We start from the raw sequence: 24,147 nt of genomic DNA on the forward strand, positions 1-24,147 counted from the left end.
GAGGGCGCCGAGGTCGGGTCTGCGGCGCGGAACCGCACTCCCGTGCGGTGAGCACCGCAGGCCCGAGATCGGCGTCCGCAGTAGAAATATTCACACCTTCTCGGTGCGGCGCTCTCGGTAGAAGGTGGTGGTCTGGTTGGTCCACTTGCGAAAGGCCTTGCGGAAGTTCGACTCGTCCGAGAAGCCGGTGCGCTCCGCGATCTCGCCGACCGACAGTTGGGTGCGTTCCAGGAACTCGATGGCAAGGCGCTTGCGCACGCCGTCGACGATGCCCTGGTAGGTGGTGCCTGCGTCGGCCAGGCGGCGGTGCAGTGTCCGGCTCGACAGGTTCAGCCGATGGGCCATCTGTTCGGCCCGAGGCAGGCCGCCTGACGCGTTGAGGCAGATTTCCTTGATCGCCTGGACCAGCGGGTTCTCGACGCCATCTGCCGCCTCCAGCATGCGATGGCAAAAGGCCGAAGATACCTGCGCCGTGATGGGATTGGCATTGGGCAGCGGCAGCTCCAGCAGCCGGGCATCGAAGCGCCATTGCATCGCCGGCGCATCGAAGTTCACCGGGCAACGCAGGATGTCCTCGTAGTGCGGTGCGGCGGCGGGTGCCGGGTAGGGCAACTCCAGGCACAGCGCCTCGAAGGGACGTTCCAGGATGCGGCTGATCAGCACCTGCATCGAACTGAACCAGAACTCGGAGGCCATCGGCAGCAGCGGCCCCAGTTCGGCGAAGCCATGGCCCTCGAAAATGGCAACGCCGCCCTCGATCCGGAAGCTCTTCTCGATGACCGGGCCGGCCAGGCGAATATGCTTGATGCCGAAATCGATGGCCTCTGCGAAGGTCGCGCTGCTCAGGAGCGCATAGCCATAGACGCCGAAGTCGGACAGGCGCTGACGCTGCCCCGCCCGCAAGCCCACCGCCGGGTCGTTCGAGAGTCGCCGCACATTGTCGAAGAGCGCGATCTTCTGGCGGTGCGAGATGCGGGCCTCGTGGTCGGAGATGGCCTGTGGGACGATGCCGGTCCCGGCGAAAAGCGTCACGGCGTCGACACCCTGCTCGGCCATGGCATCGACGAGGGCGCCGAGGCCCTGCATGCTGTGCAGCGGGCGGCCCGGGTCGCCGGCCTCGCGGATGGTGATCCGCCGCGAGGGAGCCTGAAAGGCAATGGAATTACGCACGTTCTGACAGATTGTGAATTCTTGGCGGATTTTCACCCGATTGTGGCGGAGTTGGACCTAGGCGCGACCCGAGTGCCGCCCTACATTCGCACCCGCGCCGGCACTCCGGCACTTCTACCCGCCGGTAGACGCAGCTTCTCCTTCGCACGCTGCGTCACGAATCCAGGCACCTGATCCACGAGAGAACTGAGACACACCCATGAGCATTGAAGAATTTGACTACGTCGTCGTTGGCGGCGGTTCCGGCGGTTGCGTCGTCGCTTCTCGATTGAGCGAGGACTCCAGCACCAGCGTGTGCATGCTGGAAGCCGGCGGACCGGACAAGAGCGTCTTCATCCATGCGCCGATCGGCGTGGTGGCGATGCTGCCCATTCCGTTCAACAACTATGCCTACAAGACCGTCCCGCAAAAGGGCCTGAACGGCCGCCAGGGCTACCAGCCGCGCGGCAAGACGCTCGGCGGGTCGAGCTCCATCAACGCGATGGTCTATGTGCGCGGCAACAAGTGGGACTATGACCACTGGGCCTCGCTCGGCAACCCCGGCTGGTCCTACGACGAGATCCTGCCGTACTTCAAGCGCGCCGAAAACAACGAGACCTTTCGCGACGACCCCTTCCACGGCACGGGCGGCCCGTTGAACGCAGCGGAAGTGCGCAACCCGAGCGCGTTGAACAGGGTCTTCCTCGAGGCCTGCGCGATGAAGGGCGTGCCCAATACGCGCGACTACAACGGCGCCGAACAGTTCGGCTCGTTCATGTTCCAGGTCACGCAGAAGAACGGCGAGCGCCACAGCGTGGCCAAGGGCTACATCACGCCCCACCTGTCGCGCTTCAACCTCTCGGTTCGCACCCATGCGCTGACCTCCCGCATCCTGTTCGAAGGCAAGCGTGCAGTCGGCGTTGCGTACACGGTCGATGGCGTCGAGAAGCAGGTGCGCGCACGCCGCGAGGTCATCCTCACCGCGGGTGCGTTCGGCTCGCCCCAATTGCTGATGCTGTCGGGCGTCGGTCCCGCCGCGGAACTGCAGAAGCTCGGCATCCCGGTCGTGCACGACCTGCCTGGCGTCGGCGAGAACCTGCAGGATCACATCGACCATGTGCAGAGCTATCGCACGAGCTCGAAGCACGAGACCTTCGGCGTCTCGGCACGCGGTGGTGCGCGCGTGGCGTCGGCCATGCCCGAATGGAAGAAGAGCCGCACCGGCCTTGTCACCTCCAACTTCGCGGAATCCGGCGCGTTCATTCGCTCGTCGCCAGACGTCAAGGTGCCGGACCTGCAGATGGTGTTCGTCATCGCGCTGGTCGATGATCACAGCCGCAAGCTGCATGTCGGACACGGGTACTCGTGCCACATCGAAGTGCTGCGTCCGTACAGCCGCGGCCACGTCAAGCTGGCCAGCCGCGACCCACGCGCCGCACCGCTCATCGACCCCAAGTTCCTGGACGACGAGCGCGACCTGAACCTGCTGGTCAAGGGCGTGCAGCTGCAGATGGACATCCTGGAAGCCAAGCCCTTCGACACGTACCGCGGCAAGATGCTCTACAAGGTCGACCGCAACGACACCCGGGCCATCGCAGAAGACATCCGCAATCGCGCCGATACGCAATACCACCCTGTGGGCACCTGCAAGATGGGTCCGGCCAGTGACCGCATGTCGGTGGTCGACGAGCAGTTGCGTGTGCATGGCCTGCTGGGCCTGCGCGTCGTCGATGCTTCCATCATGCCGACGGTCGTTGGCGGCAACACCAATGCGCCGACCGTGATGATTGCGGAGAAGGCGGTGGACATGATCCGCGGCGTCCAGGCGGAAGCGAGCGCCAGCGCCAGCATCGGCGCAAGCGCGGTCAAGCCCGCCGCCGTCGTCGCATAACGCCGCTTCGCGCATGCGCGCAAGCGCATCGAAAAAGCCCCCGCTGCAGCCGTAGCGGGGGCTTTTTTCATGGCGCAGGCCGTGCATGGACGCCGGGGCCTGCACCAAAGACTAGTAGCCGCCGCCACTGCTTCAGACGAAAAATTGGCCATCTTGCAATCTATTGACGATGCGATTCGTCGGCGGCAACCTACGCCCATCGATGCGCGTCGCGTCGGCCACCAGGACCATTGAATTGAACGATCTTTTGCAAGCGGAGCCTTTGAAGGAAAAGACCCACGCGCCGCCCGGCGAGAACATGGTGTGGATCCCCGGTGGGACCTTCCAGATGGGGTCGGACGACCACTACCCCGAGGAGGCTCCGGCGCATCGCGTTGCCGTCGATGGCTTCTGGATCGACAGGTACACCGTCACCAATGCCGAATTCAAGCGCTTCGTCGACGCAACCGGCTATGTCACGCTGGCCGAGCGGCCGGCCAACGCGGCCGACTATCCAGGCGCCGACCCGGCCATGCTGGTGCCTTCGTCGGTGATGTTCCAGAAGGCCGCGCAGCGCGTGGACCTCGACAACCACCACAACTGGTGGACCTATGTGGCCGGTGCCAACTGGAAGCATCCGCGCGGACCGAAGAGCGGACTGCAGGGCCTGTGGAAGCACCCCGTCGTGCACGTCGCCTTCGAAGACGCACAGGCCTACGCGAAGTGGGCCGGCAAGGACTTGCCGACCGAGGCCGAATGGGAGTTCGCGGCACGCGGCGGCCTCGATGGCGTCGAGTACGCATGGGGCAGCGAGTTGACGCCCGGGCGCCGCCACATGGCCAACACCTGGCAAGGCGAATTCCCGTGGCAGAACCTGCTCGAGGACGGCTACGAATGGACGGCGCCGGTGGGCTCGTTCCCGCCCAACGGCTATGGCCTGCACGAGATGACAGGCAACGTCTGGGAATGGACCACCGACTGGTACCAGGACCACGGCAAGATCGCGCACCCCTGCTGCACGCTCAGCAATCCACGCGGCGGCAATGCCGACGACAGCCACAACCCGCGCGCGTCGGCCGACCTGCGCATACCGCGCAAGGTCATGAAGGGCGGCTCCTATCTCTGCGCGCCGAACTACTGCCGCCGCTATCGCCCCGCCGCCCGCATGCCGCAGGAAGTCGATACGTCGACCTGCCACCTGGGCATTCGCTGCGTCTCGCGCGCGGCAGGGCCGATGTAGAGGAGGACGCCATGGTCGACACGTCCGATCCCGCATCGCAAAGGATCCATCCGGTGGGCCTCACGCCCGAGGAAGCCTCCACCGAGCTGTCGTCGCGCCGCACCGGCATGTCGTTCCAGCGCACGCGTTTGAGCGCCGACCGCACGCTGATGTCGGTGATTCGCACCGCGCTGTCCCTGATCGGCTTCGGCTTCACGATCTTCCAGGTGTTCCAGAAGTTGCGCGATGCGGAGGTGCTCAAGAGCAGCCACGCGCCGCGCCTCTTCGGCGAGGCGCTGGTGTGGCTCGGCCTGGGGATGCTGGTGCTGGGCATCGTCTATCACGTCAACTTCATGCGCGGCCTGCGCAAGGAGCGCGCGCAGTTGCATGCGCTCGGGCTGGTGCATGCCGAGAGTCATTTCCCGGTCTCGATGACATTGATCATCGCGGTCCTGTTGCTGTTGCTGGGCATCCTGGCCATATGCAGCATGACCTTCGAGGCCGGCCCGTTTCACTGACAAAGGATTCGCGGATGGACCTGGAACACCTCGAGATCACGCTGCACACGTGGGCGCATTTCGTTTCGCTTGCCATCGAGACATGCGCGGTGTTCTTCATCGCCGCGGGTGCGCTCGGGGCGCTGCTCAAGATCTCGGGCATATGGATGGCGAGGAGCTCCCGCAACCTCGACTATCAGCGGCGTGCCGTGTGGCTGACCTTCGCACGGTGGCTGGTGGCCGGGCTCACGTTCCAGCTGGCAGCGGACATCGTCAATACCTCCTTCTCGCCGACCTGGGAAGAACTCGGACACCTGGGTGCGATTGCCGTGATACGGACCTTCCTCAACTATTTCCTGGGGCGCGAAGTGGAGGAGAAGGTCGAGTTGCAAGAAGACTCCCTGAAAGAAGGCGCCCACAAGCGTTCCGCTTGACACATCGGTAAACACCGAGACGTTGCTTCCTGACGCGAACAGGCACCTTTCGAGGTGCCGCAGGATGCTGCGCTCTGTTCATCGGAACCTTTTGCGGCTGCTGTATGACTTTGTCACTGAATAGTTTCTTGAGCTATGTCTTACGTGAGAAGTGGGCGTTAACCTGCGCGCCATAACACATTAATGAGGTGGGCCATGTCAATGACAACCAAGTCGAATATCGACCGCAATCGATCGGCCCATCCCTTGCTCGAAGTTCGTCGTAGACCCCGACGCTCGTTGTCTGCAGTGTCAGCCGGCATCGTTCTGATCTGCGCAAACTTGAACGGTTGCTCGATCACACCGACCACACTCGATGCCCAACAGAACAAGGACCGTTCCGCCGCGCTGGTCTCGCGCATGGCCGCGGACCAGGAACCGGTGACTGGACCGATCGACTTGTACGAAGCCATGGCACGCGCCATCAAGTACAACCTCGACTATCGAGTCGAGGTGATGGACCAGGCGCTTCGCACCAAGGACCTCGACCTCAAGCGCTTCGACATGCTGCCCAAGCTCGTGGTCAACCTTGACTACTCCGGCCGCAACAACGAATCGGGCGGCATCAGCCGGTCGATCACGACCGGGAGGATCAGCCTGGAGCCGTCGACATCGAGCGATCGCGACGTGTTCGCGACCGACGTCACGTTGAGTTGGGATGTGCTGGACTTCGGCCTCTCGTACGTGCGTGCGCAGCAGGCAGCCGATGAAGTGATGCTGTCCGAGGAGCGCAAGCGCAAGGTCATCAACCGCATCGTCGAAGACGTCCGCTCGGCCTATTGGCGCGCCGTCAGCGCCGAGCGCCTGCTCGGCAAGATCGACGAACTGGAGCGGGTGACGCAGGAGGCGCTTGCACAAGCCGAGCAACAACAGAGCAGCGGCCAGTCGGCACCGTTGGCGGCCTTGAGCTACCAGCGCGAGTTGCTCAGCATCCGCCGCGAAGCGCAGACGCTGGCTCGCGAACTCAGCGTGGCCAAGCAGCAGCTTGCCGCGTTGATGAACCTGCCGCCGGATACCCCGTACAAGGTGGTTCTTCCTTCGCGCTCGACCAAGTGGCAAGCGGTACGCATGGACAGCGCCGACATGCTGCGCATGGCCATCGAGAACCGGCCCGAGTTGCGCGAGGTCGCCTACCAGATGCGCAGCAACGACCGCGAAGGCACGGCCGCCATCCTTCGCGCCTTGCCGAGCCTGCGCTTGTTCATCGGTGCGGACTGGAGCGACAACAGCTACCTCTACAACAGCAGCTGGGCGGCCTCTGGCGCGCGCGCGAGCTGGAACCTGCTCAACGTGTTCCGACTGCCGGTCGACCGCGCCCGCGTGCAGGCCCAGACCGACGTGCTGGACGAACGCGCGCAGGCCCTGACGATGGCCGTGGCCACGCAGTTGCAGGTGAGCCGCGCACGCTACGAGTTCCGCCTGCGCGAACTCGACACGGCGGGCCGCTACCTTCAGGTGCAGAACAGCATCGAGAAGCAGTTCGATGCCGGCTTCAAGGCCGAGAAGCTCAGCCGGCAGACCTTGATCCGCGAGCAGATGAACACCGTGGTGTCGGAGGTACGGCTCGATGTGGCGCTGGCGGACATGCAGAACGCCTACGCCAACATCTATGCCTCCATCGGCATCGACCCGATCGATGCCAGCATGAGCAGCAACGATTCGGTGAGCGTGCTGACGGGGAAGCTACGCAACCTGTGGGCGCAGCGGGATGACTCGCTCGCCAAGACGAGCGCGCAATGAGGCTTGCCCGTTCAACGACGGCGACCTTCGCCGCGGCTGCGCTGCTTCCGTGCCTTGCCCTGGCCGCCACGCTTGTCGTTGCGCAGACGCAGGCGGGCGGCAGCGGCGCGGCATCCGACGGCAGCATCGCGCGCGGCGTCTTGCGCGCGGAGAAGGAAGCCGTCCTGTCCAGCACGGTGTCTGAACGCATCACGGCGATGCCGTATCGCGAAGGCGACCGGTTTCCGAAGGGCGCGGCGCTGGTGACCTTCGACTGCGGCCGGCTTGCCGCGGACCTGCGCGCCGCCCGTGCGGGCGAGGCGGCCGAGGCGCGCAACGCGTCAGTGCAGGCCGAACTGCTCGGCATGGGTGCGACGGGCAAGGCCGACGCCGACATCGCCGGACTCAAGCAGAAGGAGCGTGCCGCGCAGGCGCAGACGATCCAGGAGCGCATGACGGGCTGCAAGGTGATTGCGCCCTTTGCCGGGCGCGTGGTGGAAACGTTGGCACGCACGCACGAGTCGCCGCCGGCGAACGAGAAGCTCATCCGCATCGTGAGCGACGGGCCGCTGGAGCTGCACATGGTAGTGCCGTCGAAGTGGCTGGGCTGGCTCAAGGTGGGCTCCAGCTTCGACTTCAAGGTCGACGAGACCGGCGACACGGTGAAGGTGGTGGTCGACCGCATCTCGGGCGCGGTCGATGCGGTGAGCCAGACAGTGAAGATCATCTGCAAGGTGCCCTCGGTGCCGGCCTCCGTGCTTCCGGGCATGAGCGGGCAGGCGCGGCTCGAAGCCGTCGCTGCCGTGAAGACACCGGCTACAGGGAGCGGCGGCACGAGTCGCTGAACATGTCATGAGCCAGAACGAGGAAGTCCAGGATTCTGTGGCGATCGAGGCTGGCAAGACAGTGGCCAAGCCGAGGCTGGTGGCACGGGAAGGCAAGCCGACAAGCACCGCCGGGCCACTGGGCGCCGCCAGCCCGGGGGCCGGACAGGCAGCGCCCGGCGCCGGGCTCCTGCACCTCATCACCATCGAAGGGAGCCTGCGGCAATGCAGGACGCGCCAGGCGCTGTGGACGCACCTGGCCAACGAACCCGTGGTGCTGCTGCCCTTTGGCCAGGCCCTCGTCTTCGAGCCGCGCCATCGCCTGGACCGCGGGAAGCAGGATGCGCTGCACAAGGACACGTCGGGCGGATGGCATGCGGTCGCGGTTTCGGCGCTGGCCGCGGTCAATCGGGATGCGCCGATGCTGCGCTGGTACGAGGACCTCGCCGGCAGGCTCTGGTCCGCCAGCGAGGACCGCGCGGCCATCGAGTGCTTCACCTTGCCCACTCACGCCGACCCGCAGGATCCGTGCACCGCCGAGGCCGCATTGCGGCACCTGATGTGGGTGCCCGTCGCCGATGCCGGCAGGCCGCCGTATGCGGGCTGGCTGCTGGCCCGCGACACCGAATGGGAAGACACGCACAGGAAGCTCGCCGCGCGCGTCGCGCAGGCCTACGCGCATGGCGCCAGCGCCATCGAAGGCCGCGCCAAGCCCTCGCGCGACTGGCCGCGGCGCTTGCGCCGGCTGGGCCTGGTGCTGGCGCTGATCGCTGCCGTGCTGGCCTTCGTGCCGGTGCCGCTGACGACGCTGGCGCCGGTCGAGGTCACGCCGAAGGACCCCTTCGTCGTGGCCGCGCCGGTCGCGGGCGTGGTCGAGCGCATCCTGGTCGAGCCCGGCGCGCAGGTGAAGACGGGCGACCCGCTGGTGCAGCTGGTCGACACCACCCTGCGCAGCGATTCGGAAGTGGCGCAGCAGAAGCTCGAGGTGGCGCGCGCGAAGATGCTGCGCCTGCAGCAGGCCTCGATGGACGACAACACCGCCAAGCGCGAGCTCGCGATCGCGCAGTCCGAGGAAACCGTGGCCCGTGCCGAACGCGACTATGCGCAGGCCATGTTCGCCAAGGCCGTCATCAAGGCGCAGCAACCCGGCGTGGCGCTCTACGGCGATCCGCGCGACTGGGTCGGGCGGCCGGTGGTGGTCGGCGAGGCCATCATGCGCGTGGCCGATCCGGCGCAGGTCGAGTTCCAGCTCAAGGTGCCGGTGGCCGATGCGGTCAACCTGCGCGAGGGCGCGCAGACGCGGGTGTTCCTCGATGCGTCGCCGCTGCATCCGCTCGATGCCACCATCGTGCGCGCCGCCTACAAGGCCGAGACCGATCCGGCCGGCGTCGCCAGCTATGTGGTCACGGCCCGCGCGGTCGATGCGTCCGGGCCCGTCGCGCGCCTCGGCCTGCGCGGCACGGCGCGCGTCTATGGCGAACGGGTCACGCTGTTCTTCTACCTGCTGCGCCGCCCGATCACCGCCGTGCGGCAATGGACGGGGATGTGAGCCATGGACGACACGCTGCGGCCCGACATGACCAAAGCCGCGAAGGCCCCGCCGCCGCCGGGCGAGCGCGTACTGCCGCCATTGCGCCCCGACCTCCGCCTGATCGAAGGCGAAGGTGACGGGCACCAGCCCTGGAAGATCCACGACCCGCTGGCGCAACGCTTCTTCGAGGTCGACCAGGACGCGGTCGACCTGCTCTCGTGCTGGAGCGGCGGCACTGTGGACGAATTGCGGGCGCGCGCCGCCACCCAGCTCGGCCGCGAATTCAGCGAGAAGAGCGTGATGACGCTGCTCGAGTTCCTGTACCGGAACGAACTGCTGCAAGCCGTCGGGCAGGTGACATGGTCGCGCGTCGAGCAACAGCGCGCCAGGTTGCGCAACCGGCCGATCTGGCAACGGTTGATCCACGGCTACCTGTTCATCAAGGTGCCGCTGGCCCGGCCCGACCGATTCCTGCGCGCGACGCAGCATGCGGTCGGCTTCATCTTTCATCCGGCGTTCTGGTGGTTCCTGGGCGCAGCGGGGTTGCTGAGCCTCTACCTCGTCTCGCGCCAGTGGGAGGCGTTTCGCAGCACGCTGCCCGAGATGTTCACCGCCGCAGGCGTGGTCACCTTCGGCATCAGCCTGGGGCTCGTCAAGACGCTGCATGAGCTGGGCCATGGCTATGCGGCCGTGCGCATGGGCTCGCGCATCACGACCATGGGCGTGGCCTTCATCGTGATGATGCCGGTGCTCTACACCGACACCACCGATGCATGGCGGCTGCGCAGCCATCGCCAGCGCGTGCTCATCGACGCGGCCGGCATGGCGGTGGAGTTGATCGTCGCGGTGATCGCCACCTACGTCTGGGTGCTGGTACCCGACGGGCCGGCGCGCCATGCGGCCTTTGCACTGGCCACCACGGGCTGGGTGCTCAGCATCGCGGTCAACTGCAATCCGCTGATGCGCTTCGACGGCTACTACCTGTTCAGCGACCTCGTCAACGTGCCGAACCTGCAGGAGCGCTCGTTTGCCATGGGCAAGTGGTGGCTGCGCGAGCTGCTGTTCGGCTATGGCGACAAGGCGCCGCCGACGCCGAACGGCCACACGCGCGCCTTCTTCATCGGCTTCGCGTTCGCCGTGTGGATCTACCGCTTCTTCCTGTTTCTGGGCATCGCACTGCTGGTGTATCACTTCTTCTTCAAGATCCTGGGCATCGTGATGTTCGCGGTGGAGATGGGCTGGTTCATCGTGCTGCCGATCTGGCGGGAGGTTCGCGTGTGGCTCGTGCGCCGGCGCGAGAGCGGTGCGCGCGTGCGCGTCACGGCGTTCGTGGTGCTGGCGATGATCGCGGTGTTCGTGGTGCCGCTGCCGTACAAGGTGCGCGTCCCCGCCGTGCTCACCGCGGCGCAGCAGGTGCCCTCCTTCGCGCCGCAGCCCTCGCGCATCGACGAGATCCTGGTGCGGCCCGGCGACCACGTGAAGGCCGGGCAGGTCATGCTGCGCCTCTCCGCGCCGGAGCTGGACCAGAACCTTGCCACCGCGCGCGACCGCGCCCGCCTGCTGGACGAACGCATGGCCCGCCGCACCTCCGACATCAAGGACCGCGCGGAAAGCCTGGTGCTGGCACGCGAACTGCGCATGGAGCGCGACCGCATCGACGGGCTGCAACGCGAACGCGCCCGCCTCGTGGTGCAGGCACCCATCGACGGCGTGGTGATGGACGTCGCGCTGGAGCTGCACCCCGGCCGCTGGATCGATGCGCGCACGCAGCTCGTGCTGGTCGGCCGGCCGGAGGTGCTGGAAGCGCGCGGCTATGTCGACAGCGAAGACCTGGAGCGCATCGCCGAGGGCACCATCGGCATCGGCGTCGTCCCCGCGGTTCCCGCCCCGCCGCCCATCGTGCCGGTGCTCGCACCGTCCGCCGCGGCGCCCATCGTGCTCCTCGCGGTCAACACCATGGTCAACGGCTCCTTCGAGACCGGCAGTGGAACGGGCTGGACTGGCAATGCGGGGTTCGAGGTCGGCGCCGGCAGCATGTACAACCCAGGCGCCGGCGCCGCCGATGGCACGCTGGTGGTGGAGGTGGAAGGTGGTTTTACGGGCGTGCCATCGTATGTCGAGCAGAGCCTTGCAACAGTGGTCGGCCAGACCTACTACTACTCGATCCAGGCTTCCACGCGGACCCAGATCACGGTCGGAGACCGGGGCATCATGTCGATCAATGGCGCCGAGGTGCTGCGATTCACGACCGGTGCAGCGTGGACGACTTACACGGTCAAGTTCACCGCGACCAGCACGACGACGCTGGTGCGAATCACGTCGGACGGCTCGACGAGCCAGCCCGATTTCACCTACGGCGATTTCCGCGGGCCCGGCGACGGTGTCGGCCTGATCCTCGACGACGTCCACTTCCAGACCAGCGACTACGCGACGACCTACACCGAGAACGGCGCGGGCGTCGCCATCGCCAGCGCCGACGCCCAGGTGCTGGACAACGACAGCACATCGATCGCCTCGTTGCGCGCGATCGTCAGCAACGGCCAGGCGGGCGACGTGCTCGCTGTCTCCGGTGCATTGCCGGCGGGCATCACCGCCAGCTACAACGCGAGCACCTTCACGCTGACGCTGTCCGGCGCGGCGACGCTGAAGGACTACCAGACCGCCTTGCGCGCGATCCGCTACTCGTCGACCTCGGAGAACCCGAGCACGGTGGATCGCAGCATCAGCGTGATCGCCAATGACAGCACAAGCGACTCGACGCCTGCCATCTCGACGGTCAAGGTCATCGCGGTGAACGATGCGCCGGTCAACACGATTCCTGCGAGCTGGACCGGTCCCACCAACCGGGGCATCCCGCTCACGGGCCTGTCGGTGTCGGACCTCGATGCCGCCAGCGCCCCGATCTCCGTCAAGCTCACGGCCAGCAGCGGCACCCTTGCCGCCACATCCTCCGGCGTGGTCGGCGTGAGCGGCAGCGGCTCTGCCTCCGTCACGCTGACCGGCACGCTGGCGGACATCGACGCCTACCTCGCATCGGCGTCTGCGCCCGTCTTCACGGCGACGACCGGCTTCACGGGTGTCGTCAACGTCACGATGCTGACCAACGACAACGGCAACACCGGCACCGGCGGCGCGCTCACCGACACCGATACCGGCATCATCAATGTCACCGCCCGCGTCAACGAAGCCCCGATCAACGCCGTGCCCGGCGCGCAGACCGTGGCGGAGGACACTTCGCTCCCCTTCACCGGCGTGAACACGATCACCCACACCACCACGGCGGTGATCGACGTCAGCCCGGTCAACGACCCGCCCGTGCTCTCGCCCGTCCCGCCGCTGACAACGTCGCCCAACCTGTCCGCCTCGGGCAACGTGCTGTTGCCGGCCTACGCCACCGACCCCGACACCGGCGACACGCTCACGGTGACGCAGTTCGCGGTCGACGACGACGGCGACCCGGGAACGCCGCCATTGATCGTCACCATGCCGGCCACCGGCCCCAGCGCGCCCACGCCGCTCACCGATGCCGCGGGCCATCCCATCGGCACCATCTCGATGAGCGCCGACGGCAGCTTCACCTTCACCCCGGCCCCGGCCTATGACGGCCCGGTGCCCGACGTGACCTACACCGTGAGCGACGGCACGGTCGCTGTCGACGGCACCTTGCAGTTCGACCCGGTGCCCAACCGCCCGCCGCTGCTGTCGCCGCCACCCGCGGTCGCGACGACGGCCAACACGCCGGCCACCGGCGACGTGCTGACGCCCGCTACCGCCAGCGACCCGGACGGCGACACGCTCACGCTCACGAGTTTCTCGGTCGACACCAACGGCGACGGCCTGCCGGACGGCCCCTTCGCGATCCCGCCCGGCGGCAACAGCGCGCCGATCAACATCAACGACGCCGCGGGCAAGCCGATCGGCACGATGGTGATGGGCTCCGATGGTTCATTCACTTTCACGCCCGCCACCGCCTACGACGGCCCGGTGCCCGACGTGACTTACCGGGTGAGCGACGGCACCACCACCGTGGACGGCACCCTCCAGTTCCAGGATGTGCCCAACACCCCGCCCGTGCTCACGCCGCCAGCGCCGTTCGCAACGACGCCGAACACGCCGACCACCGGCGACGTGCTGACGCCGGCCACCGCGACCGATGCCGATGGCGACGCGCTCGTCGTCACCCAGTTCTACGTGGACGACGATGGCGACCCGATCACGCCACCCGTGCTCGTCACCGTGCCGGCCACCGGCCCCAGCGCCGCCACGCCGCTCACCGATGCCGCGGGCCATCCCATCGGCACCATTTCGATGAGCGCCGACGGGACCTTCACCTTCACGCCCGCGCCGGCCTACGACGGCCCGGTGCCCGACGTGACCTACACCGTCAGCGACGGCACCACCAGCGTGAACGGCACGCTGTCGTTCGACGACGTGCCCAACCGCCCGCCGGTGCTCACGCCGCCACCGCCGGTCGCGACCACGCCCAACACGCCAGCCACCGGCGACGTGCTGACACCTGCCACCGCCACCGACCCCGACGGCGACACACTCACGCTCACGCAGTTCTCGGTCGACACCAACGGCGACGGCACGCCCGACGGCCCCTTCGCGATCCCGCCCGGTGGCAACAGCGCGCCGGTCACCATCAACGACGGCGCCGGCAAGCCGATCGGCACGATGGTGATGGGCTCCGACGGCACCTTCACCTTCACGCCCGCACCCGCCTACGATGGCCCGGTGCCCGGCGTGATCTACACCGTCAGCGACGGCACCACCACCGTGAATGGCACGCTGTCATTCGCGGACCTGCCGAACACCGCGCCGGTGCTCACCCCACCGCCGCCATTCGCAACAACGCCGAATACGCCGACCGCCGGCGATGTGCTGACGCCCGCCACGGCGACCGACGCCGACGGCGACACGCTTGTCGTCACCCAGTTCGCCGTGGACGACGATGGCGAGACGCATGTGCACAACGTGGACATCGACGCTGCCAACACCGTGATGCAGGAACGTCGCAGCAACCTCAAGCCGCGCGGGGAGCGCCGTGCCGATGCGGCCGGGCCCGTGTCGCCGGGCGACTTCGCGAGCCAGCTGTCGCAGGCGAGCAGCCGGCTTGTCGAAGTCGATGCCGAACTGCTGGACGCCCTCGGTTGACGTGGGTATGCCATCGTCCGATTGCAAAGGGACCGCGACCTGGCCGGGAAAGGCGCTGCGCAGCAGCGTGCCCGGTCGGCTGCGCCGCTTCACACTGGCTTCAGGACGCCTGCCGGCACTGGTGCAAGCGCCCGGATAAGCGCAATATCCACCTTGCCGACACGATTCGTTGACACGTGCAACAAGGCTTGGAGTTGAATGTTCAAACGCGATCAACCTCATCACCGCCACGTCGACTGGGCCCGGAGCGCGACCGACCTCTCGTTGCCCATGCATCTCCAGGCACTCGAGCCGCGCGTCCTGCTGGATGCCGCCGCCGCAGCCAGCGGAACACTCACCGCCGCCAGCGGCGCCGGCGTGACGGTCACGGATTCGGGCACCGCGTCGATCCTGCTCAGCGGCACGCTCGCCGACGTCAACGCCATGCTGGCCTCCGCCGCCGCGCCGGTCTTCGTGCCGGTGCCGACGACCAACGGCCCCGTCTCGCTGACGATGCTGACCGACGACGCCGGCAACACCGGAATCGGCGGCGCGCTGACCGACGCCGACACCGCGACCATCCAGGTCGTCGGCGTCAACGACCCGCCCGTCAACACGCTGCCTGCCACGGGCTGGACCACCAGCGAGGACACCGCCATCGCGCTCAGCGGGCTGTCGGTCGCCGACGTGGATGCCGCCGCCGGCCTCATCACGGTGCAGCTCAGCGTGCCCACCGGCACGCTCGTCGCCGCCGATGGCACCGGCGTGACGGTCGCGAACGGCGGCACCGCCTCCCTCCTGCTCACCGGCACGCTGGCCGACATCAACGCCTACCTCGCTTCCGCGCAGGCGCCTGTCTACGTCCCGGTGCCCGATGCCAACGGCACCGTCACGCTGACGATGCACACCAACGATGGCGGCAACACCGGCACCGGCGGCCCGCTCACCGACACCGACACCGCGCTCATCACGATCACGCCGGTCAACGACGCGCCGGTCGCCGCCGACGACGGCCCGGTCGCCACCGCGCCCAACACGCCAGCCACGGGCAACGTCATCACCGGCACGCCGGCCGGTGCCGGCGCCGACACCGATGTCGACCTCGACCCGCTGTCAGTGACGCAGTTCGCGGTCGACACCAACGGCGACGGCATCCCAGAGACCTTCGCCGCGGGCACCACCGCCAGCCTCGCCAGCAGCACCGGCCGCGCGATCGGCACGCTGGTGGTCAATGCCGACGGCAGCTTCGTGTTCACCCCCGCGCCCGCCTACGACGGCCCGGTGCCGCAGGCCAGCTACACGGTCAGCGACGGCACGCTGAGCGACACCGCCACCCTGAGCTTTGCTGCCGTGCCGAACACGCCGCCGACACCGCTGAACGACGTCGTCGCCACCGACGAAGACACGCCGCTCGTGGTGCCTGCCGCCGCCGGCCTGCTGGCCAACGACAGCGATGCCGATCACGACGCGCTCGTCGTCACCGGTTTTTCCGTGGCCGGCATGCAGGGTCCGTTCGCCGCGGGCGCGAGCGCGAGCATTCCCCAGGTGGGCGTGCTGACGATCCGTGCCGACGGCAGCTACAGCTTCGTGCCGGCGCCCGACTACAACGGCGCGGTGCCCCTCGTGACCTATGCGGTGAGCGACGGCACCAGCGCCGCCACGGCCACCCTCACCCTGAGCGTCAACCCGGTGAACGACGCGCCGCAGGTCGGCACCGAAGGCGTCGCCGCAGTGCCCGGCGGCGGCTCGATCCACGTGGATGCGGGCTCGGGCCTGCTCGCCGACGCCACCGACGTCGACGGCGACCACCTCAGCATCACCGACTTCACGGTCGACGGCCTGCCGGGGCCGATCCCGGCCGGCACGCCGGCCAACATCCCCGGCGTGGGCGTGCTGACCATCTTTCCGGACGGCAGCTACAGCTTCGTGCCGGACAGCGGCTTCTCCGGCAGCCTGCCCAAGACCACCTTCACGGTGAGCGATGGCGAGGGCGGCTCGGCCACCGGCAACCTGGCGTTGAACGTGCTGCCCGAGCTGGGGACTCCCGCGCCGCAGCTCCCGGACAACCTGGTCTACCGCGACTTCGTGTTCGTGGATGTCCCTGGCGGCAACGGCTTGAACGGCCCGGCGATCCCGCCCGCGCTCGGCAACCCGGGCGGCGCCGTGCTGAGCGCAGTGCAAAGCCTGGGCTCCACATCGGACTCCACCTTCCTCGACTCGGACAACGTGATCATGGCGGCGGTGAACAACGTCGAGTCGCTCAATGGCTCCGACCTCTCGAGCACCGACCAGGCGCTCGGCGCATCGGCGGGCTTCACGGCGGTGTCGAACGCCAGCCGCGGCATGGGTGCGAGCGACTGGGTGCATGCGCGCCTGCCCGACGGCAACCGGCCCGACGCCCTTGGCAGCGTCAGCAGCGGCAGCTCGCTGCGGCTCCTTGCCGCACCCGGCAGGACCGACGTGGTCCTCGAGATGCAGTCGCTCAACCGGCAGATCTGGATCGGCGTGGAGGACCCCCGGGACGCCAGCCGCTCGCCAGTCCGGCGCGTGGAGGTCACCCTCGCCGATGGCCGCCCGCTGCCGCCCTGGATCCGCGTGGATGCCGGTGGATTGATCCTGATCGAGGCGCCCGCCGGCACAGAAACGATCGGCTTGCGCATCACCGTGGTTCGCCAGAACGGCGAGACGCGCACGCACACCGTGGACGTGGATACCCGCGCCGACGAACTGCACGAGCGTGCCGGCACCACGCGGCAGCCAGCCAACGGCCGCCGCGCCGAGGCGGCGCACCCTGCCTATCCGGGCGACTTCTCGGCGCAACTCGCGCAGGCGAGCCGCCGCCCGGCGACGGTGGATGTTGCGTTGCTGGAGGCGTTGACTTGAGCCGGTACGAATCCCGGATGGGGGCGCGGGCCGAGGGCGGCGGGTATCCCCCTCCGCGAATGCCCCCCGGCCTTCGGCCTCCTCCTTTATTTCGCTGCGGGAGACACCCACCGCCCTCGGCCCAAGACAAGTCGCGTCGTGCTGGCCGATCGACCCCTGCGCGTCCGGGGTCACGTTGCTGGTGTGCTCCCGCCCAGGCCCCCAGCCACGGTCGTAGCAGACACTGAAAGTTGCAAGCGTCGGGGCAGTTTCATCCTGGCGCGCCATGACGCTGCGACTCACCACCACGCATGACGACATGGCAAACGCAGTGCCGCAGGCGCATTTGGAGGGTGGGTATCACTCCAGGCCTGCGGCCAGCTCCGCGAGCGCCTCGCCAACAGGACGCTCCACCTTGAGCGCCAGCAGGTCATCCGCCCGCGTGCGCCCCAAGTTCACCGCCGCCACCGGCTTGCCGGCCGCAGCCGCGGCCTGCACGAAACGGAACCCCGAATAAACCATCAGCGATGAGCCTGCGACCAGCACCGCGTCGCATTCGGCGAGCGCGCTTCGGGCGTCCGCGACGCGCTGTGCCGGCACGCTCTCGCCGAAGAACACCACGTCGGGCTTGAGCACCCCGCCGCAGTGCTCGCACGCAGGCACGTCGAAGCTCGCGAAATCGCGGCCGTCGAGATCGGCATCGCCATCCGGCGCGATACGTGCCTCGAAGCCCGCCCATGCCCGATTGCGCCGCAGCAGGTCCGCCTGCAATGCCGCGCGCGGACTCCGGGTGTCGCAGGCCATGCAGCGCACGGCGTCGATGCGCCCGTGCAGGTCGATCGTGTTGCGGCTGCCCGAGGCGCTGTGCAGGCCGTCGACGTTCTGCGTGAGCAGCAGCCCGACGTGGCCCGCGCCTTCCATTCGCGCCAGCGCGAGGTGCGCCGCGCCGGGCCGGGCCCCCGCCATCACGGGAAACCCGATCATGCTGCGCGCCCAGTAGCGCCGCCGCGTCAATTCATCGCCCATGAAGGCCTGGTAGGTGACCGGTGCCGGCCGCTTCCAGTCGCCGTTGCCGTCGCGGTAGTCCGGAATGCCGGATTCGGTGCTGCAACCCGCGCCGGTGAGCACGAACAGGCGGGGGTGCCGAAGCACGAAATCGGCAAGCGCTGCGGCGGAATCCATGGGCTCGGAGGCTAAGGCAGAACCCATTTCCTTGTTCTTTGGCAGGGCGGGTCTCGCGGGAAGGATCGACACCGCGCATGAGAACTTTCTCACGCCCTCGCGGGAAACCGCTGCATTCCAGAGAACCAACCCGCACATATGTATTCATTGATTGTGTACACGATTGTTTACATTTCTTCCATTCATTTAACAACTTGCTCACGCCAATGTTTTCCCCGTGCCCGACGCCGACGAATAGAACGTCCCTCACCCTTTCCCTGATTGCAGCCGCGACCGCCCTGACTCTGACCGGTTGCGGCGGCGGTGGCGGCTCCCAGGGCTTTGCCTTCGCACCCACGCCGGTCGCCCAGGCGCCCGCACCCGTTGCACAAGCACCCATCGCGCAAGCGCCCGCGCCTGTCGTGGAAGCGCCTGCGCCCGACGCCGGCGGCGCGCCTGCACCCGCACCCGCACCCGCTCCTGCACCCGACACCGGCGGCAGCGCGCCCCCGCCCGCACCCGCACCCGCGCCGGGTCCTGCACCGGCACCAGCACCCGGACCGGCGCCTGCTCCCGCGCCCTCAGCTCCCAAGACCTGGAGAGACGCGGACTGCAGCCACCCCGGCACAGCCCTGCCTGCCTGCTCGACCAATTTCTCCGACCATGACGCGAAGGTCAGCGTCGTTGCCGACAACGGCGTCAACGTGATCCAGCTCGAAACCGGCCACGCCCCCAACACCACGCCGAGCGCCAACAACCAGGCGGTGGGCAACAAGGCCGTCTTTGGCCTGACCTTCCTCGACAAGATGAAGCTGACCGACTTCCCCGGCATCAGCTTCAAGATGAAGCTGAACACCGATGACACGACGACTGCGGGCGACGCCTACGTCAACTACGCCATCAGCCGCGACTGCACGGGCGCCGGCTGGATGAACTTGGTGACGGTCTCGAAGGACATGGTCATCGACGGTCCGGATGACGATGGCTACTTCACTTACACCGCCAGGATCGACGAAGTGAAGTGGGCGAAGACCGGCACTGCCGCTTTCCCCAACGCGACCAATCCGTTGCTGAACGGTTCCAACGGCACCGGCGGCGTCCTGACGCTCAAGGCGTTCACCGACGCCTATCCGGATGCATGCATCTACAACTACCCGCACCTGCCGGCCGGCGTGACCCCGGCGGTGGTGATCAACCTGGGTCAATCCAACACCGACACGGACAAGAAGTCCTGGGTGAAGGAATTGAAGATCGGCGACGTCACGGTGTTCTGAAGGACATCGATCGGTTGATGCAAGAGGCGCCCCGTGTGGGCGCCTTTTTTTGCATCGATGTAGTCCCAGGCCCACAGCCCTCATGCGACTTTTTCCGGCACCGCTCGTCTGATGGGATGGCGAATATCCGCTATCCCTCCCGGGAAATCGTTACCCTCCTCCCGGCGCCCCTCGGCGTCGTTTCAACAGCGCCCTTCGGGGCGCTGCTTTTTTGGGGCACTCATAACGGTTGTCGATATCGCCGAGCGTTCCGCGACGCATGAAACTTGGACGGGGGCGCAGGGGCGCGGTCCGAAGGCGGCGGGGGACATTCGCGGAGTGGAGTACGCCGTCGGCGTGATCCCGCCCCGGCGCCCATGCGCAGGCTTGGACGGCCGACGAGAGCAGTCGCCTCAGGCCGCCGCCCGGGGCGAAGCAGGTGAATTCGCGGGTGGGTTGACTGTCTGTCTGCGCAGCACGTCGATATCGGTGTGCAAGCTTTCGGCCCAAGCGCGCCGGTCGCGACCCTGCGGATCCTGCGGCTCCCCGAAGCGCACGAAGGCGGTCAGCGGCGGCGCGCACAGCGTACGCCAGACCGAGTCGAGCAGGCTGTCGTCGCCGATATAACTGGGGGCGAAGCTGGTCTCGCCGGTGGATGTCTCCGCGAAGCGAAGCGCGGCGGGCAGCACCGGGGCGCCCGACGAGATGGCCGCCTGCAGCAGGTTGGCATGGAAGGGCAGCAATTCCCGCCCGTCGCCGGTCGTGCCTTCCGGAAAGACGGCGATCAGGTCGCCGCCGCGCATCGCGTCGGCCATGTGGTGCACCACGCGCAGCGCGTCGCGCGGGCGTTCGCGCTCGATGAAGAGCGTGCCCGCCTCGGCCGACATCATCCCCAGCATCGGCCAGTGCCGGATGTTCGACTTGGCCACGAAGCGCACATGCTGCGCCGCATGCACCGCCAGGATGTCGAGCCAGGACAGGTGGTTGATGACCACCAGCATCGGCCCATGGCCCGGCGGCGTCCCCTGCACCACCACCTGGATGCCGAACACGCCGAGCATGCCGCGCGCCCAGTCCTGCACGCACCTGGCGCGCTCATCGGGCGTGCGCCGCGCGAAGGTGAAGCGGATCGTGCACCAGCCCTTGAAGGCATAGGCGATGGCGTACAGCAGCTTCCAGCAGGCAATGACGGAGCGCATCGGCGGCCCGGCTTCAGGCCTGGTGGACGATGCGACCACCGACCAGCGTGGCACTCACGCGCCCAAGCATGGCGTAGCCGGCAAAGGGCGTGTGCTTGCCTTGGCTCCTGAGGCTGTCGGGCGTCACCTGCCATTCGTGGGCCGGGTCGAAGATGCACAGGTCGGCCACCGCGCGCACGGCAAGGCTGGCCGTGGCGCCCGTGCCGAGCATGCGCGCCGGCGACGAGGTGATGACCTCGATGGCCCGCTTCATCCCGGCGCCGCTCTGCTCGCCCCATTGGAGCGCAAGCGGCAGCAGCAGTTCGAGCCCGGTCGCGCCGGCCTCGGCTTCCGCAAAAGGCAGCGTCTTGGCATCGGTCTCGACCGGCGTGTGGTCGGACACCAGCGCGTCGATGGTGCCATCGGCCAGCGCCGCCGACAGCGCGTCGCGGTCACGCTGCTGGCGCAAGGGCGGGTTCAAGCGTGCGCGGCTGTCGAAGTAGCCGATGTCGCTGTCGATCAGGTGCAGCGAGTTGATGCTGACGTCGCATGTCAGCGGCAGGCCCTCGGCCTTGGCCGCGCGCACCAGCGCCACGCCGCCCGCGCTCGACAGGCGGCACAGGTGCACGCGCGCGCCGGTGCTGCGCATCAACTCGATGATGGTGAAGACCGCGATCGTCTCCGCTGCGACCGGCACGCCCGACAACCCGAGCCGCGTCGCCAGCGGACCGCTCGCCGCCACGCCCTTGCCCAGGTCGCGCTCCTGCGGACGCAGCCACAGCGTGTAGTCGAAGGTGCTCGCGTACTGCAACGCACGCTGCAGCACCAGGGTGCTGTTCAACGGCACGTCGGCTTGGCCGAAGCCGACGCAGCCGGCCTCGGTGAGTTCGTTCATCTCGGTCAGCACTTCGCCCGACAGGCCGCGCGTGATCGCGCCCAGCGGAAAGAGCCGCGCGCATTGCAGCTTCTGGGCGCGGTACTTCAGCATCTCGACCAGGCCCGACTCGTCGAGCACCGGATCGGTGTCGGGCGGGCACACCAGGCTGGTCACGCCGCCGGCGACGGCCGCGGCCATCTCGCTGGCGAGCATGCCTTCATGCTCGTAGCCCGGCTCGCGCAGGCGAGCAGCCAGGTCGACCAGGCCGGGCACGACGACCATGCCCTCGGCCTCGATGCGGGCCTCCGGCTTGAAGTCTTCGGGGATGTCCTTGATGGCGACGATCCGCCCGTCCGCGATGGCGACGTCGGCGATTTCGTCGAAGCCAGACGCCGGATCGAGCACGCGGGCGCTGGCAATGATGATGCTCATGGATTTTTACCTCGGGGCAACCAATTGACTAAGTAAGGCCTCAGGCTTCATTGCCGGCGACGATGCTCATCACGGCCATGCGGACCGCGATGCCGAAAGTGACCTGCGGCAGGATCACGCTCTGCTGCCCGTCGACCACGGCCGAGTCGATCTCCACGCCGCGGTTGATTGGCCCCGGGTGCATCACGATCGCATCCGGCTTGGCGCGCTGCAGCTTCTCGGGCGTGAGGCCGTAGGTCTTGAAGAACTCTTGCGACGAGGGCAGCAACGCGCCGCTCATGCGCTCGTTCTGCAGGCGCAGCATGATGACGACGTCGCAGTCCTTGATGCCTTCCTCAAGCGTGTGGAACACGCGCACGCCCATCGGCGCCAGGTCGGCCGGCACGAGGGTCTTGGGGCCGACCACGCGCACCTCGGCGCAGCCCAGCGTGGTCAGCGCATGGATGTCGGAGCGGGCCACGCGCGAGTGCAGCACGTCGCCCACGATGGCGACGGTGAGGTTGCTGAAGTCCTTCTTGTAGTGCCGGATCGTGTACATGTCGAGCAGGCCCTGCGTCGGGTGCGAGTGCCGCCCGTCGCCTGCGTTGACCACGTGCACATGCGGCGCGACGTGTTGTGCGATCAGGTAGGGCGCGCCCGATTCGCTGTGCCGCACCACGAAGATGTCGGCGGCCATCGCGCTCAGGTTGGCGATGGTGTCGAGCAGCGACTCGCCCTTGGTCGCCGAAGAGCGCGCGATGTCGAGGTTGATCACGTCCGCCGACAGCCGCTTGGCCGCGATCTCGAAGGTGGTGCGCGTGCGCGTCGAGTTCTCGAAGAACAGGTTGAACACGCTCTTGCCGCGCAGCAGCGGAACCTTCTTCACTTCGCGATCGCTCACGCTGGTGAAGTTGGCTGCCGTGTCGAGGATGTGCGTGATGATGTCCTTCGGCAGTCCTTCGATGGACAGCAGATGCAGCAGCTCACCGTGCTTGTTGAGTTGCGGGTTGCGCTTGTAGAGCATCAGCGGAGCCTCCTTGCCTTCATTTGTTTTCTTCGATCTTCAGGCTGAAGGCGCCGTCGGCGGCGCGCGCCAGCGCGAGCAGTTGCGTGTCCGGCAGCGTGAGACGGGTGGCAGCGAAATCTGCCGCCACCGGCAACTGCCGCCCACCGCGATCGACCAGCACCGCGAGCCGCACGCAGGCCGGCCGGCCGAAGTCGAACAGTTCGTTGAGCACCGCGCGGATCGTGCGCCCGGTGTAGAGCACGTCGTCGAGCATCAGCACGTCGGCGCCGTTCACGTCGAAGGGGAGGACCGTCTGCGCACTCGCCGACAGCCCGCGCCGCGCAAAGTCGTCGCGGTGCATGGCCGATGAAATGATGCCGGGCACACCCGCCAGGCCCAGGTCTCTTTGCAGGCGCTCGACCAGCCACGCGCCGCCGGAAGTCACGCCGACCAGTCGGGTATCGGCGCGCATCAGCGCTTTCACGCCGGCCAGCAGATCGACGTAGAGCGCCTCTGCGTCAGGAATGGAACTCAAGGGAGGCTCCTTAGGAATTGTTCGAGGATGATGCAGGCCGATGCCGCGTCGGCGTCTTTGGCGCCAGCGGCAAGCGCCTCCGTCGTGCTGTAGCGCTCGTCGACTTCATACACCGGCAGCTTGAAGCGGCCATGCAGCTGGCGTCCGAATTTCTGCGCCCTGGCAGTGTTCTCGTGCGGCGCGCCGTCGGGGTGGTACGGCACGCCGACCACCAGCGCGTCGGGTTGCCACTCGCGGATGCGCGCCTCGACCTGTGCAAAGCGCGCGTCGCCCTCGGCCTTGATCGTGGCTTGCGGCGTAGCGGTCTTCAGCAGGCGGTTGCCGCTGGCAACGCCGGTGCGCTTCAGGCCGAAGTCGAAGGCCAGGAAAGTTTGGAAATGGGAAGGAACGGATTCGGCAGCCTTGCCAGGCACCGCCGGACCGCTCATCGAGGCACCCGCGGCGCA

The 24,147-nt window shown here is 67.6% G+C and carries 17 protein-coding genes; 10 read left to right on the forward strand and 7 right to left on the reverse strand.

The features are described 5' to 3' along the window. Positions 1 to 90: 90 nt before the first annotated feature. On the reverse strand, positions 91 to 1,170 hold the full coding sequence (locus tag HB681_RS23715) for an AraC family transcriptional regulator (RefSeq protein ID WP_213957332.1): 1,080 nt from the start codon (positions 1,168 to 1,170) through the stop codon (positions 91 to 93). A 199-nt stretch (positions 1,171 to 1,369) separates the two neighbouring features. Between HB681_RS23715 and HB681_RS23720 the strand changes: the two genes are divergently transcribed. The 9 genes from HB681_RS23720 (at position 1,370) to HB681_RS23760 (ending at position 17,301) form a co-directional block, all read left to right on the forward strand. After that, positions 1,370 to 3,040, forward strand: a complete 1,671-nt coding sequence (locus HB681_RS23720; RefSeq protein WP_213957333.1) for a GMC family oxidoreductase N-terminal domain-containing protein — start codon at positions 1,370 to 1,372, stop codon at positions 3,038 to 3,040. A 235-nt stretch (positions 3,041 to 3,275) separates the two neighbouring features. Continuing rightward, complete coding sequence (locus HB681_RS23725; protein ID WP_256735078.1) at positions 3,276 to 4,259, forward strand: formylglycine-generating enzyme family protein; 984 nt, start codon at positions 3,276 to 3,278, stop codon at positions 4,257 to 4,259. An 11-nt stretch (positions 4,260 to 4,270) separates the two neighbouring features. Then, positions 4,271 to 4,756, forward strand: a complete 486-nt coding sequence (locus tag HB681_RS23730; RefSeq protein WP_213957334.1) for a DUF202 domain-containing protein — start codon at positions 4,271 to 4,273, stop codon at positions 4,754 to 4,756. A 14-nt stretch (positions 4,757 to 4,770) separates the two neighbouring features. Further along, positions 4,771 to 5,169, forward strand: coding sequence for a DUF1622 domain-containing protein (locus tag HB681_RS23735; protein WP_213957335.1), 399 nt, complete (start codon positions 4,771 to 4,773; stop codon positions 5,167 to 5,169). Between the two features lie 321 nt (positions 5,170 to 5,490). Beyond that, complete coding sequence (locus tag HB681_RS23740; RefSeq protein ID WP_256735079.1) at positions 5,491 to 6,948, forward strand: TolC family protein; 1,458 nt, start codon at positions 5,491 to 5,493, stop codon at positions 6,946 to 6,948. Continuing rightward, positions 6,945 to 7,772 (forward strand): efflux RND transporter periplasmic adaptor subunit, encoded by an 828-nt coding sequence (locus HB681_RS23745; RefSeq protein WP_213957336.1) that lies wholly within the window; start codon positions 6,945 to 6,947, stop codon positions 7,770 to 7,772. The genes HB681_RS23740 and HB681_RS23745 overlap by 4 nt, the downstream gene beginning before the upstream one ends. A 7-nt stretch (positions 7,773 to 7,779) precedes the next feature. Next, positions 7,780 to 9,300, forward strand: a complete 1,521-nt coding sequence (locus HB681_RS23750) for an HlyD family efflux transporter periplasmic adaptor subunit (protein WP_213957337.1) — start codon at positions 7,780 to 7,782, stop codon at positions 9,298 to 9,300. Between the two features lie 3 nt (positions 9,301 to 9,303). Further along, the gene (locus HB681_RS23755; RefSeq protein WP_213957338.1) at positions 9,304 to 14,439 is read left to right on the forward strand and encodes a cadherin-like domain-containing protein; all 5,136 of its coding nucleotides are present in this window, start codon (positions 9,304 to 9,306) and stop codon (positions 14,437 to 14,439) included. Positions 14,440 to 14,637: 198 nt separating this feature from the next. Further along, the gene (locus HB681_RS23760) at positions 14,638 to 17,301 is read left to right on the forward strand and encodes an Ig-like domain-containing protein (protein WP_213957339.1); all 2,664 of its coding nucleotides are present in this window, start codon (positions 14,638 to 14,640) and stop codon (positions 17,299 to 17,301) included. A 339-nt stretch (positions 17,302 to 17,640) separates the two neighbouring features. Here HB681_RS23760 and HB681_RS23765 read toward each other — a convergent pair whose 3' ends face one another. After that, entirely contained in the window at positions 17,641 to 18,489 is an 849-nt protein-coding gene (locus HB681_RS23765) for an NAD-dependent protein deacetylase (RefSeq protein WP_256354278.1), read from the reverse strand. 179 nt (positions 18,490 to 18,668) lie between these two features. Between HB681_RS23765 and HB681_RS23770 the strand changes: the two genes are divergently transcribed. Further along, on the forward strand, positions 18,669 to 19,715 hold the full coding sequence (locus HB681_RS23770; RefSeq protein ID WP_213957479.1) for a hypothetical protein: 1,047 nt from the start codon (positions 18,669 to 18,671) through the stop codon (positions 19,713 to 19,715). A 392-nt stretch (positions 19,716 to 20,107) separates the two neighbouring features. On the opposite strand, the gene HB681_RS23775 is transcribed toward HB681_RS23770, so the two are convergent. The 5 genes from HB681_RS23775 to ruvX are packed head-to-tail and all read right to left on the reverse strand — an operon-like array spanning position 20,108 to position 24,129. Beyond that, on the reverse strand, positions 20,108 to 20,893 hold the full coding sequence (locus HB681_RS23775) for a lysophospholipid acyltransferase family protein (RefSeq protein ID WP_213957341.1): 786 nt from the start codon (positions 20,891 to 20,893) through the stop codon (positions 20,108 to 20,110). 13 nt (positions 20,894 to 20,906) lie between these two features. Beyond that, positions 20,907 to 22,181 (reverse strand): dihydroorotase, encoded by a 1,275-nt coding sequence (locus tag HB681_RS23780; protein WP_213957342.1) that lies wholly within the window; start codon positions 22,179 to 22,181, stop codon positions 20,907 to 20,909. A 40-nt stretch (positions 22,182 to 22,221) separates the two neighbouring features. Next, positions 22,222 to 23,184, reverse strand: a complete 963-nt coding sequence (locus HB681_RS23785) for an aspartate carbamoyltransferase catalytic subunit (protein WP_213957343.1) — start codon at positions 23,182 to 23,184, stop codon at positions 22,222 to 22,224. Positions 23,185 to 23,203: 19 nt separating this feature from the next. Continuing rightward, on the reverse strand, positions 23,204 to 23,701 hold the full coding sequence (gene pyrR / locus HB681_RS23790; RefSeq protein WP_213957344.1) for a bifunctional pyr operon transcriptional regulator/uracil phosphoribosyltransferase PyrR: 498 nt from the start codon (positions 23,699 to 23,701) through the stop codon (positions 23,204 to 23,206). Further along, complete coding sequence (ruvX, locus tag HB681_RS23795) at positions 23,698 to 24,129, reverse strand: Holliday junction resolvase RuvX (protein ID WP_213957467.1); 432 nt, start codon at positions 24,127 to 24,129, stop codon at positions 23,698 to 23,700. Before ruvX ends, pyrR begins: the two co-directional genes overlap by 4 nt. Positions 24,130 to 24,147: the final 18 nt, after the last annotated feature.

This window comes from Variovorax sp. dw_954 (assembly GCF_018449755.1).
Classification (GTDB): domain Bacteria; phylum Pseudomonadota; class Gammaproteobacteria; order Burkholderiales; family Burkholderiaceae_C; genus Variovorax.